This is a genomic window from Citrobacter sp. Cpo065, assembly GCF_030332805.1.
In the GTDB taxonomy this organism is placed as follows: domain Bacteria; phylum Pseudomonadota; class Gammaproteobacteria; order Enterobacterales; family Enterobacteriaceae; genus Citrobacter; species Citrobacter portucalensis.
Window position 1 is genome coordinate 123,696 of the sequence record NZ_JAOWHC010000020.1, and the last position, 15,270, is coordinate 138,965.

General features: G+C 54.6%; 14 protein-coding genes. 7 read left to right on the top strand and 7 right to left on the bottom strand.

Annotation, left to right across the window (positions count from 1 at the left end; all coding sequences use genetic code 11):
* Positions 1–3: 3 nt before the first annotated feature.
* The 6 genes from OGY68_RS03465 to OGY68_RS03490 all read left to right on the top strand — a co-directional run bounded on the left by OGY68_RS03465 (position 4) and on the right by OGY68_RS03490 (position 4,463).
* On the top strand, positions 4–474 hold the full coding sequence (locus OGY68_RS03465; protein ID WP_008786490.1) for a PTS sugar transporter subunit IIA: 471 nt from the start codon (positions 4–6) through the stop codon (positions 472–474).
* A gap of 19 nt (positions 475–493) precedes the next feature.
* Positions 494–814 carry a PTS fructose transporter subunit IIB gene (locus OGY68_RS03470; protein WP_003844521.1) on the top strand — a complete coding sequence of 107 codons (321 nt, stop codon included), beginning with the start codon at positions 494–496 and terminating at the stop codon, positions 812–814.
* 26 nt (positions 815–840) lie between these two features.
* A complete protein-coding gene (locus OGY68_RS03475; RefSeq protein WP_003827232.1) occupies positions 841–1,932 on the top strand; it encodes a PTS fructose transporter subunit IIC in 1,092 nt (363 codons plus the stop codon).
* A gap of 11 nt (positions 1,933–1,943) precedes the next feature.
* Complete coding sequence (locus OGY68_RS03480) at positions 1,944–2,795, top strand: class II fructose-bisphosphate aldolase (protein ID WP_032945395.1); 852 nt, start codon at positions 1,944–1,946, stop codon at positions 2,793–2,795.
* Positions 2,796–2,875: 80 nt separating this feature from the next.
* Positions 2,876–3,736 (top strand): ketose-bisphosphate aldolase, encoded by an 861-nt coding sequence (locus tag OGY68_RS03485; protein WP_003024018.1) that lies wholly within the window; start codon positions 2,876–2,878, stop codon positions 3,734–3,736.
* Between the two features lie 49 nt (positions 3,737–3,785).
* Positions 3,786–4,463 carry a D-lyxose/D-mannose family sugar isomerase gene (locus OGY68_RS03490; protein ID WP_057066889.1) on the top strand — a complete coding sequence of 226 codons (678 nt, stop codon included), beginning with the start codon at positions 3,786–3,788 and terminating at the stop codon, positions 4,461–4,463.
* A gap of 42 nt (positions 4,464–4,505) precedes the next feature.
* On the opposite strand, the gene OGY68_RS03495 is transcribed toward OGY68_RS03490, so the two are convergent.
* Positions 4,506–6,215, bottom strand: a complete 1,710-nt coding sequence (locus tag OGY68_RS03495) for an AsmA family protein (protein WP_057066886.1) — start codon at positions 6,213–6,215, stop codon at positions 4,506–4,508.
* Positions 6,216–6,336: 121 nt separating this feature from the next.
* Complete coding sequence (gene xanP / locus OGY68_RS03500; protein ID WP_003024026.1) at positions 6,337–7,728, bottom strand: xanthine/proton symporter XanP; 1,392 nt, start codon at positions 7,726–7,728, stop codon at positions 6,337–6,339.
* Positions 7,729–7,953: 225 nt separating this feature from the next.
* Here xanP and gltS point away from each other — a divergent pair, with 225 nt between their 5' ends.
* Positions 7,954–9,159: a sodium/glutamate symporter gene (gltS, locus tag OGY68_RS03505; RefSeq protein ID WP_003024029.1), complete on the top strand. Its 1,206-nt coding sequence runs from the start codon at positions 7,954–7,956 to the stop codon at positions 9,157–9,159.
* Between the two features lie 42 nt (positions 9,160–9,201).
* Here gltS and recG read toward each other — a convergent pair whose 3' ends face one another.
* Genes recG through gmk form a run of 5 tightly spaced genes read right to left on the bottom strand, consistent with a single transcriptional unit; the run spans position 9,202 to position 15,069 of the window.
* Positions 9,202–11,283, bottom strand: a complete 2,082-nt coding sequence (gene recG / locus OGY68_RS03510; RefSeq protein WP_057066883.1) for an ATP-dependent DNA helicase RecG — start codon at positions 11,281–11,283, stop codon at positions 9,202–9,204.
* Positions 11,284–11,288: 5 nt separating this feature from the next.
* Positions 11,289–11,978 (bottom strand): tRNA (guanosine(18)-2'-O)-methyltransferase TrmH, encoded by a 690-nt coding sequence (gene trmH / locus OGY68_RS03515; protein WP_032945382.1) that lies wholly within the window; start codon positions 11,976–11,978, stop codon positions 11,289–11,291.
* A gap of 4 nt (positions 11,979–11,982) precedes the next feature.
* A complete protein-coding gene (gene spoT, locus OGY68_RS03520; RefSeq protein ID WP_003024038.1) occupies positions 11,983–14,097 on the bottom strand; it encodes a bifunctional GTP diphosphokinase/guanosine-3',5'-bis pyrophosphate 3'-pyrophosphohydrolase in 2,115 nt (704 codons plus the stop codon).
* 18 nt (positions 14,098–14,115) lie between these two features.
* Complete coding sequence (gene rpoZ, locus OGY68_RS03525; RefSeq protein WP_000135058.1) at positions 14,116–14,391, bottom strand: DNA-directed RNA polymerase subunit omega; 276 nt, start codon at positions 14,389–14,391, stop codon at positions 14,116–14,118.
* Positions 14,392–14,445: 54 nt separating this feature from the next.
* On the bottom strand, positions 14,446–15,069 hold the full coding sequence (gene gmk / locus OGY68_RS03530) for a guanylate kinase (RefSeq protein ID WP_003024042.1): 624 nt from the start codon (positions 15,067–15,069) through the stop codon (positions 14,446–14,448).
* Positions 15,070–15,270 lie beyond the last annotated feature (201 nt).

The following is a 15,270-nucleotide window of genomic DNA, read 5'->3' on the forward strand; positions in this document are numbered from 1 at the left end:
TTGATGGACATCACGAAAATACTCAATACAAATCGCGTTATTTTGGACATGAAGGCTACAAGCAAAACGGAGGCTATTGAGGAACTGACGGATATTCTGCAAAAAGATGGAGCAATTAGCTGTCGCGAAACGTTTATTCAGGATGTCTGGCAACGTGAGTCAGAAGGCTCGACCGGCTTCGAAAACCATATTGCGATCCCGCACGGGAAATCCTCGGCGGTGGTCAATACCACGCTGGCGATTGGGCGTACCCGCCAGGATATTCCCTGGGAAACCTTGGACGGCAGCAACGTGCGCTGCATTATTCTGTTTGCCGTACGTCTTGAAGATCAAAACACCACCCATATTCGTCTGCTTTCGCAGGTTGCTGGCGCGTTGGCAGATGACGACATTATTGAACAACTATTAGTTGAAAGTAGTCCACAAAAAATTATTGAGCTTTTTAGCCAATATGCTGAATCCAATGTCTGCTAAATAAAATGTGGAGCATGTTATGAATATTGTTTGTGTTGCCGCCTGTACGGCGGGTATTGCGCACACCTATATTGCCCGTGAGAAGTTAATTAAAGGTGCCAAAGCACTTGGTCATAATATAAGAGTTGAAACCCAGGGCACCATTGGCACAGAAAATGAACTGCTAACAGAAGATATTTCTGCGGCTGATGTCGTGATTCTTGCCGTCGATGTAAAAATAAAAGGGGAGGAGCGATTTTCAAACAAACGCATTGTGCGAGTAAAAACTGAAATCGTCATAAAATCGCCCATTCAGTTTCTTGAAAAGGTCGAAAAATCATTAGTTAATAATAACCAGTAGCGATCCTCATTCTGGAGGGGTTTCACATGAGTGAAAATAAAATTCCGCTATCTCAGGAAATAAAAAAACATTTATTAACGGGAATTTCGTGGATGATCCCGTTAATTGTCGCCGCCGGGATCTGTATTGCTCTCGGGCAAATACTTGGCGGCACTAACGTCGGTGAAAAAACAGGAACTATTCCCTGGATGCTCAACCAGATTGGCGGCTGGGGGATGGGGTTAATCGTACCGCTGATTAGTGCGGCGATTGCGTACTCCATTGCTGACCGTCCGGGATTCGCGCCGGGTCTGATTGTCGGCTTCGTCTGCGGAGAAATTCATACCGGTTTTATCGGTGGGATGCTGGGCGGATTTCTGGTCGGTTATACCGTCCTGCTGCTCAAGCGCTATATCCGTTTGCCGCAGTCGATGCAGGGGTTGATGCCCATTATGGTGCTGCCGGTACTGAGTACCGTCATTGGCGGTCTGTTGATGATGACGCTGATTGGCAAGCCGATTGCCTGGCTGCAGGACGCGTTGATTCATCTGCTGGAGTCCATGCAGGGCGGATCCCGCTTTCTGATGGGCGCTATCCTCGGTGCGATGGCGACATTCGACTTCGGTGGGCCGGTGAATAAAACCATGTCGCTGTTTGCTGACGGCATGCTGGTCAGCGGCGTGTACGGTCCGGAAGCGGTGAAGTTTGTTGGTTCGATGATCCCTCCATTTGGCATTACGCTCTCTTTCCTGCTGACGCGTCACAAGTACACCCGTGCGGAACGTGAGGCGCTGAAGGCTGCATTCCCGATGGGGATCTGCATGATTACCGAAGGGGTTATTCCGATTGCGGCGCGCGACCTGCTGCGCGTGGTGGGCTCCTGCGTGGTGGCCTCGGCGATTGCGGGTGGCCTGATTATGGTGTGGGGTGTTGAAAGCCCGGTACCGCACGGCGGCATGTTTGTGGTTCCGCTCTTTACGCATCCGCTGCTGTTTTGCCTGGCGCTGGGGATCGGTACGGTGATTTGTGGCGTCATGCTGTCGCTGTGGAAGAAACCGGTAACCGAGCGTGATGAAGAGTTTGACGAACTCAGCGATCAAAAGCTGAAAGACGAAGAAATCACCTTCACCCTGGAATAACCGGAGGCCGTATGTTTGCCGATATGAAAAGCATGGTGACCAAAGCCTGGCGCGAGCAGTACGCGCTGCTGGCCATCAACTGTATGAACCTGGAAAGCGCCCGCGCAGCAGTGCGAGTGGCGGAGAAACACCGTGCGCCCATCATTCTGAATTTGTATCAGGGGCATCTGGAGCATTTTCCGGCCCCGATAGCGGCAGCGGTGGTCAAAACGCTGGCAGAGGAAGCCTCGGTTCCGGTCGCGCTGGCGCTGGATCATGGAAAGGATCCTGTACGCATTCGCCAGGCTTTTCGCGCCGGATTCAGCGGCTTAATGATCGACGCCTCCGCCTTTGCGCTGGAGGAGAACATTCGCCAGACCCGGGCGGTGGTTGAGCTTGCCGCCAGCGTTTCTCTGTGCGTGGAAGGCGAGCTGGGCCATCTGGCCGATGCTCCGTGCTATGACCACGCCGCTAACGCTGATTTGATGACCCAGGCCGCCGACGTGGAACCCTTTATCCAACAGACCGGGATCGATTTGCTGGCGGTGTCGGTGGGTACGGCACACGGCATGTACGCGCCGGGTATCACTCCTGCTATTGATTTCCAGCGGCTGGAGGAAATAGCCCGGTTATCAACGGTGCCGCTGGCGCTGCATGGCGGCAGCGGGACGCCGTTTGACCAGCTACAGCGCTGTCCGACGTTTGGTGTCGCCAAGATAAACGTTGGTGCGGCGGTTTTCGAAGCCGGAAAGGCTGCGCTACTGCATACCCTGTGTCGCGACACATCCGGTGAACTCGTTGATGCCCTGGCCCTGATGGAGCAGGCCTGCGAGGAAGCCATTATTCCGTACCTGCAGGCCAGCGGCGCTATCGGCAAAGCCTGATTCATTTTCTGTAACGCCTTCTATGCCTCTGCGATGACGCACTGGCAGGGCTTTCTACACCCTGAAACTGGAGAATTAACATGTTAGTTTCGATGAAAGAATTACTGCAACCTACCCGTCAGCACGGTTTTGCCATCGGCGCATTCAACGTGGCGGACAGCTGCTTTGTACGCGCAGTAGTGGAAGAAGCGGAAGCGACCAATACCCCGGCGATTATCTCCATTCACCCCAGCGAACATGATTTTGTCGGCGATGCGTTTTTTAGCTATGTCCGTGATATCACCCTGCGCAGCCCGGTTCCCTTTACTCTGCATCTGGACCACGGCGCTTCGGTTGAGCATGTCCTGCGGGCGATTCAGTGTGGGTTTACCTCGGTGATGATTGATGGCTCGCTGCTACCATATGAAGAGAACGTGGCGCTGACCCGCGAAGTGGTCAAACTGGCGCATGCGGTAGGTGTTTCGGTGGAAGGGGAGTTGGGAACGATTGGCCAGACCGGGACGTCAGTGGAAGGCGGCGTGTCGAAGGTTACTTATACCGATCCTGCTCAGGCAGAGGATTTTATCGCCCGAACGGGTGCAGACACGCTGGCGGTGGCGATTGGAACCGCGCACGGGATCTACCCGAAAGGGATGCAGCCAGAGCTGCAAATGAACATCCTGCGCGATATCGCTGGACGTGTGGATATTCCGCTGGTGCTGCACGGTGGTTCCGCGAACCCGGATGCGGAAATTGCCGAATCCGTGACGCTGGGCGTTGGCAAAATCAACATTTCCAGCGATATGAAATACGCCTACTTCCAGAAAGTCCGCGAAATCCTGGCGAAAGAAACCTGGTGGGACCCGAACGTAATCTACCCGGAAGCCATTAGCGCCGCGCGGGACGTGATCCGCCACAAAATGAAACTGTTCGGTTCAACCGGCAAAGCATCACTTTACTAACGGCATGCAGGCGGGGCGACCCGCCTCTTTCGCAACAAGGAAAAGTGGAATGAAGCGTTCACACATTAATTATGCCGTCGATAAAGCGCATGCCATCGCTGAGACTTTTCGGGTCTGTCTGCCTGATTTTGCGTATTTTACGGTCGATGCCTGGCGGCAACAGGATCAAACTCTGTGGCGTGAAGTGCGCGATCTCCAGTTGGGCTGGGATATTACCGACTTCGGGCACGGAGATTTTGCGCAAACAGGGCTGACGTTACTAACGTTGCGCAATGGTCTGATGGGGTCAGCGGATTACCCCAAACCGTATGCCGAAAAGATGCTGCAAATTCAGCAGGATCAGCAAACGCCATGGCATTTTCATCGCCATAAAATGGAAGATATCGTTAATCGCGGCGGCGGTGATTTATGTATGCAGCTGGCGTGGGCCACGCCTGATGATGAGTATGACGCCCGACGCGTTGTTGAGGTTAGCGTGGATGGTCAGCGGCGTACAATTAACGCTGGCGAGACGCTGGTATTGAAACCGGGACAAGGAGTGTGTCTGCCGCCGCGCTTGTATCATCGCTTTTGGGCGGAGAAGGCGTTTGTGCTGGGCTGGGAAATCTCGATGGTCAATGACGACCAGCATGACAACCACTTTCTGGAACCTGGCGATCGCTTCCCGGTGATTGAAGAAGACGAGCCGGTGAAATGGCTGTTGTGCAGTGAATATATTCGCTTATGAGCGTGAGTAGGCCCGGTAAGCGAAGCGCCACCGGGCAATAAATCATTGTGCAGGTGGTGGTGCAGTGACTTCACTCCCCGAAACCACGCCAGCCTGCATGGTTTGCGTTACCTGCTGTTTCTCCACGTTCACCGCATGCAGCTGACCGTTGACCGTTGGCTTGAGAGGCGCATCGGCCTGAATATTGCCGCTGGCGGTAAGCTGGATGTTGCCATCGCCGGAAAGCGGCAGTGCGGGCCAGCCCCACTGCTGCAGGATCGTCATTGGCACGCCGCGCCCGTTCAGGCTGACCTGCGTCTGGCGCTGAGGTAGCTGCGAAATGCTGGCAGTGCCCTCCAGCAGTCCTTTTTCCGTATAGGCGCTCAGTTCGCTGATATTGATGGTGCTGCTGTTTGCCGTTAGCGCCAGCGAAGGACGACGCACATCCGTACGGTTAAAGGTGGCTGCGGCAGCGTTGAGGGTGGCGCTCCCGCTCCAGATCCCCCACTGATTGTTCTGTAACAGCCCGAGGTTAGCGCCGTAGCCGTCCAGCGCGGTGAGCTGCCACGGGAAATTGGGGTCGATATCTATCACCAGATTGCGGCTGGCACTGAATTTCTTCAGCGTCAGGCTGTTTAGCCACGCTGGCAGGGGTTTCATCCACAGCTGCTTCCAGTTTTCCGGCAGCGTGTATTCCAGACCAGCAATAGCGGCATCGTCAAGGACCAGCGCTTTGTTGCTGCGCATCCAGTTTCCGGATGTTCTGACCATACCGCCTTCCCAGCGGGTGGTGAACTGGCGCAGCGCAATGCCCTGCGGTGAGAACTCGGCGTTCAGAATCGGATCGAAGAAGTGCAGAGAGCCGTAAATAAACTCGCTGGCATTCATCGACAGTTTGCCTTCCTGAGTTTGCCAGTCGTCCTTGCTGAAGGTCATGTTGCGCAAGCTCAGATCGAGATCCGTCACCGCCCAGTCGGGGCCTTGCAGACGGGCATCCGTCACTTCCAGACGACCAATTTGCAGGGAAGGAATAGTGCTTAACGGGGCAAAAAAGTCGGCCAGCGATTTGTCGCTTTGCAGCCGGATATCGTTCAGGCGCAGATTCTCCACAACCCAACTTCCGTCTGCATTGCGTTGCGCTACGCCGGTTAATGCCCCACGCGCCACGTCAGCGCCAATATTGCTTAGCGTCACCCGGTCATGGTCGATGCTGCCTTCAATCAAGACGTTGGTAGTTGGAACATCGTTGAGCGTCAACGAACTGGCGCTGAGCTGAATTTGCGCTTTGCTCCCGAGAATTTTACCTGCCTCAGGGCTCCAGGGAATGACGCCGCCGTTAACGCGCTGGGCGCTGAGGTTCCACTCGCTGCCGGGGCTGTTAAGCGCCATATCCTGCAATTGCAGGCGATCGGCCTGGAACGGTAGCGGCGCGGTTTGCTGGGAAAGATTCAGCGTGCCGTTTTGCAACAAAATGGTGTCTACGTGCAGCGGATCGGTGATTTGGCGGCTGCTCAGCCCAATATCGACCGTTTTAGCGACCAGCGTTGCGGGCTGACCATCCCGGCCAAAGGTGACGTTTTCCAGCAGAATATGGGAAGGGGAGGAAAACCGGTGATCGATGGCATCAAACGCCAGATGGTAGCTGCTGTTCTCCGAAACCCAGGCGCTGACGTGCTCTGCCCCCCAGCGGGTTTGCAGTAGAAAATAAAGGCCGAGAATCGCCACTGCAAGGGCGATCAGCACGTAAAGAAGCAGCTTTCCAATAAATTTCATGGTCTTCCATCCCGCGAAGTGCACATAGTCAAGTTATGCACGATTTAGGCGCAATGCTCAAGGCGGGAATGGTGAAAGAGCGTTACAGCGGCGTTGATTCAGAACCAACGCCGCATTTTGCTTATTGCTTTTCTGGCGGGAATACCAGATTCAGAACGATTGCGGTAATACCGCCAGCGGCGATACCAGAAGAGAGCAGGTTTTTCACCCAATCCGGGGCGAACTGGAGAATCAGCGGCTGCTGGGAAACACCCAGACCAACGGCCAGCGACAGCGCGATAATCAGAATCGCGCGGCGGTTCAACGGCTCGCGGGACACGATACGCACACCGGATGCTGCGATAGTACCGAACATCACCAGCGTTGCGCCGCCCAGTACCGGCTCAGGAATATGCTGTACAAAACCGCTGACTGCCGGGAACAGGCCCAGCGCGATCAACATCAGCGCCACCACAAAACCAACGTAGCGGCTGGCGACGCCCGTTAACTGAATCACCCCGTTGTTCTGGCCAAAACAGGAGTTCGGGAAGGTGTTGAACACGGCGGAAACAAACGAGTTCAGACCGTTCGCCAGTACGCCGCCTTTCAGGCGCTTCATATACAGCGGACCCGAAACCGGCTGCTCGGAGACATCAGAGGTGGCCGTAATATCGCCGATGGTTTCCAGTGAGGTAATCATAAAGACCAGCATCAGCGGCAGCAGTAAACTCCAGTCGATGCCCAGGCCATAATACAGCGGCGTTGGCACCATCAGCAGGTCCTGGCTTACCGGTGCGGTATTTTGCGGCAGCATGTCCATAAACCAGGCCAGCAGATAGCCTGCCGCCATCGCAATCACCAATGACGCAACGCGCAGGTACGGGTTGCGTTGACGGTTAAGCAGGATGATTAGCGCCAGCACCACGCCTGCCAACAGTAAATTCTTCGGCGCACCAAAGGTGTTGTCGCTCATTGCGGCATAGCCACCGCCAATCGATGTCAGACCTACCTGAATCAGCGACAGGCCGATAATCATCACCACCACCCCTGAGACCAGCGGAGTAATAATACGACGCGCCAGGTGCAGGACACGCGAGATAACCATCTCGGTGCAGCTTGCCAGCATCAGCGTACCGAACAGCGCCGCCATCATGGTTGGGACATCTGCGCCACCGGTTTTTAGCGCCGTACCGCCCATAATCAGTGGCGCAACAAAGTTAAAGCTGGTGCCCTGAATGGATAGCAGCCCTGAGCCGACCGGCCCCCAGGCTTTGATCTGAATGATAGAAGCCACGCCGGAGGCGAACAGCGACATACTGATAATGTGTTGAGTATCCTGAGCCGGTAAACCAAGCGCCTGGCAAATTAACAGAGCAGGGGTGATCACCGCGACGAACATGGCCAGCAGATGCTGGCAGGCGGCAAACAGGGTCTGGGCTAACGGGGGGCGATCTTCAAGACGGTAAATCAGTTCACTGTTGTGAGTCTGCGCAACCGGTTGCGCATTTGTTGACTCTACGGCGTTAACGGACATCAGAGGCAATCCCATGGTGGAAAAGCGGTGATTTTATCTGACCAGGGCAGAAAAGCAAACGTTTGCTAGCAGGTATTCTTAATATTTAAAACGGATAAACAAACATTTTTATATAACTTTTCATCATTTTCTGCTTAAAATCCACTCCGAAAACTCAATAAGAGCTAAAAATCGGTCTGGAATGCATCGTGCGTGATTGTGCTAAACGCACTAATGGAGCTGTAAATGTTTTATCTCGATACGTTATCAACGCTGGTTGCGGCAACCCTTGTGTTGCTGCTGGGACGTAAGCTCGTCCAGTCTGTTTCCTTCCTGAAAAAATACACCATTCCCGAACCTGTTGCAGGCGGATTGCTGGTGGCGATTGCGCTGCTGGTGCTGAAAAAAAGCATGGGTTGGGAAGTGAACTTCGATATGACCCTGCGCGATCCGCTGATGCTGGCCTTTTTCGCCACTATCGGTCTGAACGCCAATATCGCCAGTCTGCGTGCTGGTGGCCGCGTGGTGGGTATTTTTCTGATTGTGGTTGTTGGCTTGTTGCTGATGCAAAACGCCATCGGTATTGGTATGGCGACCCTGCTGGGTCTGGACCCGCTGATGGGTCTGATCGCTGGCTCGATCACCCTCTCTGGTGGACACGGAACCGGGGCCGCGTGGAGCAAGCTGTTTATTGAACGTTATGGTTTCACCAATGCGACTGAAGTGGCGATGGCTTGCGCAACGTTTGGTCTGGTGTTGGGTGGGCTGATTGGCGGCCCGGTGGCACGCTATCTGGTCAAACACTCCACCACGCCAGACGGTATGCCGGACGATCAGGCCGTGCCGACCGCATTTGAAAAGCCGGACGTTGGGCGCATGATCACCTCGCTGGTGCTGATTGAAACCATTGCTCTGATCGCTATCTGTCTGACGGTGGGTAAAATCGTTGCGCAAATGCTGGTTGGAACAGTGCTGGAATTGCCGACCTTCGTCTGCGTCCTGTTTGTTGGGGTGATCCTCAGTAACGGTCTGGCGCTACTGGGCTTTTATCGGGTGTTCGAACGTGCGGTTTCTGTACTGGGTAACGTTAGTCTGTCGCTGTTTCTGGCGATGGCGCTGATGAGCCTGAAGTTGTGGGAACTGGCTTCACTGGCCTTGCCGATGCTGGCAATCCTGGTTGTGCAGACTATTTTCATGGCGCTGTACGCGATATTCGTCACCTGGCGCATGATGGGTAAGAACTACGATGCCGCCGTGCTGGCTGCCGGACACTGCGGTTTTGGCCTCGGCGCGACGCCGACGGCGATTGCCAACATGCAGGCGATTACCGAACGTTTTGGACCATCCCATATGGCGTTTCTGGTGGTGCCGATGGTGGGGGCGTTCTTTATCGATATCGTCAACGCGCTGGTAATTAAGCTGTATCTGCTGTTACCGATTTTCGCGCAATAACGGCTGTGCGGCGGGGTAACATCCGCCGCCGCTATGAATTAACTACGCGTTGGAGTAGCGTTCGGTTTCCGGCATCCAGCGCTCTATCAGTGCCGCGGCCTGTTGCGGATAACGTTCGTGAATATGGCGGGCAATGCGCTGAACTTCCGGGATAATCGCCTGATCGCGCAGTAAATCTGCGACCTTGAATTCTGCCGTTCCGGTCTGGCGAGTACCTAACAGCTCGCCGGGTCCGCGAATCTCTAAATCTTTTTGCGCAATTACGAACCCGTCGTTGCTGTCTCGCAGAACCTGCAGGCGTTTCTGCGCGGTTTTAGACAGCGGTGATTTGTAGAGCAGAACGCAGTGGGAAGCCACCGCGCCACGGCCTACGCGACCACGCAACTGGTGCAACTGGGCCAGACCTAAGCGTTCCGGGTTTTCAATAATCATCAGGCTGGCGTTTGGCACGTCCACGCCCACTTCAATCACCGTGGTGGCAACCAGCAGATGCAGTTCACCCTGCTTAAAGGCCGCCATTACTGACTGCTTCTCGGCGGGCTTCATGCGCCCATGTACCAGGCCAATATTGAGTTCTGGCAGCGCCAGTTTAAGCTCTTCCCACGTCGCTTCTGCCGCCTGAGCTTCCAACAAGTCAGACTCTTCAATCAGCGTACAGACCCAGTATGCTTGACGTCCTTCGTGGGTACAGGCGTTGTGCACGCGATCAATGATATCGCTGCGGCGGGTATCCGGAATGGCGACCGTAGTGACCGGCGTACGCCCCGGAGGGAGTTCGTCAATGACCGACGTGTCGAGGTCAGCATAGGCCGTCATCGCCAGGGTACGTGGAATCGGCGTGGCGGTCATGATTAGCTGGTGTGGATGGAAACCCTGCTGCTGACCTTTTTCCCACAGCGCCAGGCGCTGATGAACGCCGAAGCGGTGCTGTTCGTCGATGATAACCAGCGCCAGCCCGCTGAACTGCACCTGTTCCTGGAAAATCGCGTGCGTGCCGACAATCATCTGCACCTGACCGCTGGCGATAGCTTCCTGTTGCGCCAGACGCGCTTTACCTTTCCGCTTGCCCGCCAGCCAGCCCACTTCAACGCCCAGTGGCGCGAACCAGTTGCGGAAGTTATTTGCATGTTGTTCAGCCAATAGTTCGGTAGGAGCCATTAGCGCAACCTGCTTACCATGTGCGATAGCCCGCAGCGCGGCCAGCGCGGCAACCAGCGTTTTACCGGAGCCGACATCACCCTGTACCAGGCGCATCATCGGCACATCCAGTGCCATATCGCGTTCAATCTCAGCGGTAACACGGGCCTGTGCGCCAGTAGGTTTGAACGGCAATGCTGCCAGCAGCTTATCTTTTAGCGCGTTGTTAGCACTTAACGGCTGGGCGTGAAAACGCTGTGCCCCGGCGCGTAGTGCCAGCATGCTGAGATTATGCGCCAGCAGTTCTTCGAGAATCAGACGTCGCTGCGCCGGATGTTGTCCGGTTTCCAGATCGCTGAGTTGCAGCGACGGTGGGGGGCGGTGCAATGTGCGCAGTGCTTCGGGTAGGCTCATCATGCCCTGTAACAGCTCTGGCGGCAGCAGTTCGGCAATGGCGCAGGTATCGAGCAGATCCAGTGCCTGATCGGTCAGCTTGCGCAGCGTGGCCTGCTTCACACCTTCGGTGGTTGGATACACTGGTGTGAGTGTTTCCTGCAATTCTGGCGTGCTGAGATCGCCTTGTACGCGGTATTCCGGGTGAATCATCTCTGCGCCGTATTTCCCGCGTTTGGCTTCGCCGTAGGCCAGTACCCTACGCCCGGTAGCGAGGCTGTTTTTCATCGCTGCGCTGAAGTTGAAAAAGCGCATGGTGAGAATCCCCGAGCCATCGCTGATTTGACAGGTCATCATCCGGCGGCCGCCGAAGGTAATATTGCAGTTCAGCACTTCGCCTTCAACGGTGGCATAGACACCCGGCAGCAGTTCGCCAATTGGGTACAGATGGGTACGGTCTTCGTAACGCAGAGGGAGGTGGAGCAGGAGGTCCTGCACGGTGTGCAGGCCAATTTTCGCCAGTTTACTGCTTTGCGCTGCGCCAACGCCGGTCAGAGAGTTGAGTGGGATGGCATCCAGTAAACGGCCTTTCATCGCGTTTATCTCGCAGATTGCATAGTGGCCCACCACGTTGCATCGGCTTCAATTTCGCCCTGCGTGTTTACGTGAGGGTAGGGAAGACCTTTGCGCTTAGCGACATTCGCCAGCACCGGATAACCGCCTTCAAACAGTAAGCGCTGCTGCTCTTCTTGTGGCAGCATGCTGTTTTCTCGTCGGTACATCCCCGCGTTTTGCCGCTGGCGCTGTGCTTCGTACAGAATCAGCGCGGAGGCGACAGAAACGTTCAGTGACTGCACCATGCCAGTCATGGGAATGATGATGTCCTGATCAGCCAGATCCAACGCTTCCTGAGTGATGCCGGTTTTCTCCTGGCCCATCAGGATGCAGGTGGGGCGCGTGTAATCAATCTCGCGAAAATCCACGGCTTTATCTGACAGATGGGTTGCCAGGACCTGCATGCCCCGGCTTTTTAAATGTGTGACCGCATCGCCAATGGTAAGGTGAGTTTTCACCTGCACCCAACTGTTGCTGCCTGCGGCAGAAGAGGCCATGGTGCGCATACGGCTACCCGGCCAGACGGCGTGGACTTCATGCACGCCGACCGCATCTGCAGTACGAATAATCGCAGAAACGTTATGAGGTTTGTGAACCTGCTCCATGCAGACGGTCAGATCGGGCTGACGACGTGCGAGCATCTCGCGGATACGTGCATAGCGCTGTTCATTCATAAGACTAGTTTCGGTTACGGGTGACTTTTATCACGTCCGGCATGACGCGGATTTTGCGCATGATATTCGCCAGGTGCACGCGATCACGAGCGGTCAGGCGAATAAAGGCGCTATAAACGCGGCCATCTTTCTCTTCCGTATTCAAACTTTGAATATTGGAGGTGGTCGTGTTGATTGCCGCCGTCAGGTTCGCCAGAGCACCCTGGTGGTTAAACATATCCACCTTAATCTCGGTGATGAATTCCTGCTCCGTCTCTTTATCCCATTCCACCGCCATAAACTTCTCTGGCTCTTTCTGGTAGCCACGAATATTACGGCAGGACTCATGGTGGATCACCAGACCTTTACCCGGACTGACGTGGGCAATGATTGGATCGCCTGGAATTGGACGACAGCATTTCGCGAAGGTGATCAGCACGCCGTCAGCGCCTTTGATCGGCAGATGACCATGGCCAGATTGTGCTGGTACGTTCGCTGTTGCTTCGCCCTGCTGGAGGTTTTTCGCTACCACCACGCTCATGGCGTTACCCAGACCGATTTCTGCGAGCAGATCGTCAAGCGTGGCGAGCTTCATACGCTCAAGCTCACGCTGGATGCTCTCTGGCGGGATCTCAGCCAGTTTACGGCTACCGCCCAGGGCATGGTTGAGCAGTCGACGACCCAGACTGACGGAATCATCGCGCTTGAGGTTTTTCAACAGTTGGCGAATCTTGGCGCGCGCTTTCGAACTGACGACGAAGTTTAGCCACGCTGCGTTCGGACGTGCGCCCGGCGCGGTGATAATCTCAACGGTCTGGCCGCTAAAGAGCGGTTGTGAAAGCGGGTAAGGCTGTCTGTCGACCCGCGCGCCGACGCAGGCGTGACCGATATCGGTATGCACAGCGTAGGCGAAGTCGACAGGCGTTGCACCGGCGGGCAGTTCGACAATGCGCCCTTCCGGTGTGAAAACATAAATCTCATCTGGGAAGAGATCAGATTTGACGCTTTCAATAAATTCAAACGAGCTACCGGCGCTCTGCTGCAGTTCCAGCAAGCTTTGCATCCAGCGCTGAGCGCGGATTTGCGCAGTGGTGCTGCTTTCGCCGCCGTGCTCTTTGTAAGCCCAGTGCGCTGCGACACCCATCTCTGCCATCTGGTCCATGTCTTCAGTACGAATCTGTACTTCAACCGGGACGCCATGAGGGCCGATCATTGAGGTGTGCAAAGACTGATATCCGTTCGCTTTCGGAATGGCGATATAGTCTTTCACGCGACCAGGGCGTGGTTTGTACAGGCTGTGCATCTGGCCGAGTACGCGATAGCAGGTATCGGAATCATGAACGATGACGCGAAATGCGTAGATATCCATGATGGAGTGAAAACGCTGCTCTTTGAGCACCATTTTGCAGTAAATAGAGTACAGGTGCTTCTCACGCCCGCTTACGCGACACGGAATACCTGCCTCCTGCAAACGTCCTTCGATTTCCGAGAGGATTTTTTGGATCATCTCTTTGCGGTTGCCGCGAGCGGCTTTAACCACTTCTTTAATCACGCGATAGCGGTTTGGGTACAGCGCTTCAAAACCCAGCTCTTCCAGCTCGGTTTTAATGTGATGAATACCTAAACGGTGTGCCAGCGGACTATAGATTTCGAGGGTTTCACGGGCGATGCGGCGACGTTTGTCCGGGCGTAATGAGCCCAGCGTGCGCATGTTGTGGGTGCGGTCGGCAAGTTTGATGAGAATGACGCGGATATCCTGCACCATCGCCATAATCATCTTGCGAAAGTTTTCAGCTTGCGCCTCTTTCTTATCGCGAAACTTAAGCTTATCAAGTTTCGATACCCCTTCTACCAGCTCTGCAACGCTTTTACCAAAAAGCTGTTCCATGTCCTGATAGGTGGCTGGGGTATCTTCAATCACGTCATGCAGCAGCGCAGCCATCAGCGTTTCGTAGTCGAGTTTCATCTCGGCCAGAATGCAGGCTACCGCTACCGGGTGCGTGATATAGGGTTCACCGCTTGAACGTGTCTGGCCCTCGTGAGCGTCACGTGCAACGAGATACGCCTGCCGAAGACGCTTAATCTGGTCTTCCGGCAGGTAGTTTTGAATCAGTTGATTCAGGCTTTCAAACAGATACAAGGGCGACCCGCTTTGTGATTAACGACGACCTTCAGCAATAGCGGTAACGGCTTGTAATTCAGCGGCTTCCTGCTCTTGCTGTTCCTGGCGCTCACGCACGTCGAGGATCTGGTTGTTGATCAGACCTTCTTCGATTTCGCGCAGCGCGATAACGGTAGTTTTATCGTTTTCTTCCGGTACGAGCGGATCCTTTCCGCCTACCTGCATCTGACGAGCGCGACGCGCGGCGACCAGTACCAGGTCAAAACGGTTACCAATTTTCTCTACAGCGTCCTGAACAGTTACGCGTGCCATACTTAAAATGCTCCACAGGTGAAGAAATGACTGGGCATGATACTGAATGTGGGTTCAGTCTGCCAACAGTTTGCTGATTAAAGCGTCATGACGCTGCTTTTGGCGGCTCATGCGCAGACGTTCGGCGCGAATGATGGTTTTCAAATCGCCCAGGGCGGTGTCGAAATCATCATTCACAATAAGATAATCATATTCGGCGTAATGGCTCATTTCTGCAACAGCTTGCGCCATACGTTTCGCGATCACGTCTTCGCTATCCTGACCGCGGCCACGCAGGCGGCGGTCCAGCTCAATCTTAGACGGTGGCAAAATAAAAATACTGCGCGCATGCGGCATTTTTTCACGAATTTGCTGCGCACCTTGCCAGTCGATATCTAAAAAGACGTCTACGCCGGATGCTAATACTTGCTCAATGGTTTCACGCGAGGTGCCGTAGTAATTACCGAAAACCTCCGCGTGTTCCAGGAACGCGTCTCTGCCAATCATGGTTCTGAATTCATCATGGTTCACAAAGAAATAGTGTTCACCGTGCACTTCCCCCGGGCGCGGTGCGCGCGTGGTGTGCGAAACAGAAACCTGGGTGTCATACAACGGTTGGGTCTTTAATAAAGCCTGAATCAGGCTGGATTTACCCGCGCCACTGGGGGCAGAAACAATATAAAGCGTGCCTTGAGCCATGAGTATCTTAATGTATGTGATTGTCGAAAGAGAGCCTACATACGGGCTTATTATACACGTAGCCGCTATGTGACGTAGCCCTTGTCACACTTTTTGCGCATGTTTATTGCGTTTTGCGTACCAGTTTCCTGTTTTATCGGTGATTTGCAGCAATACATGCAAATGTCCGGAAAGCTGTTCGCAGGATGAATTTTTGCCGCT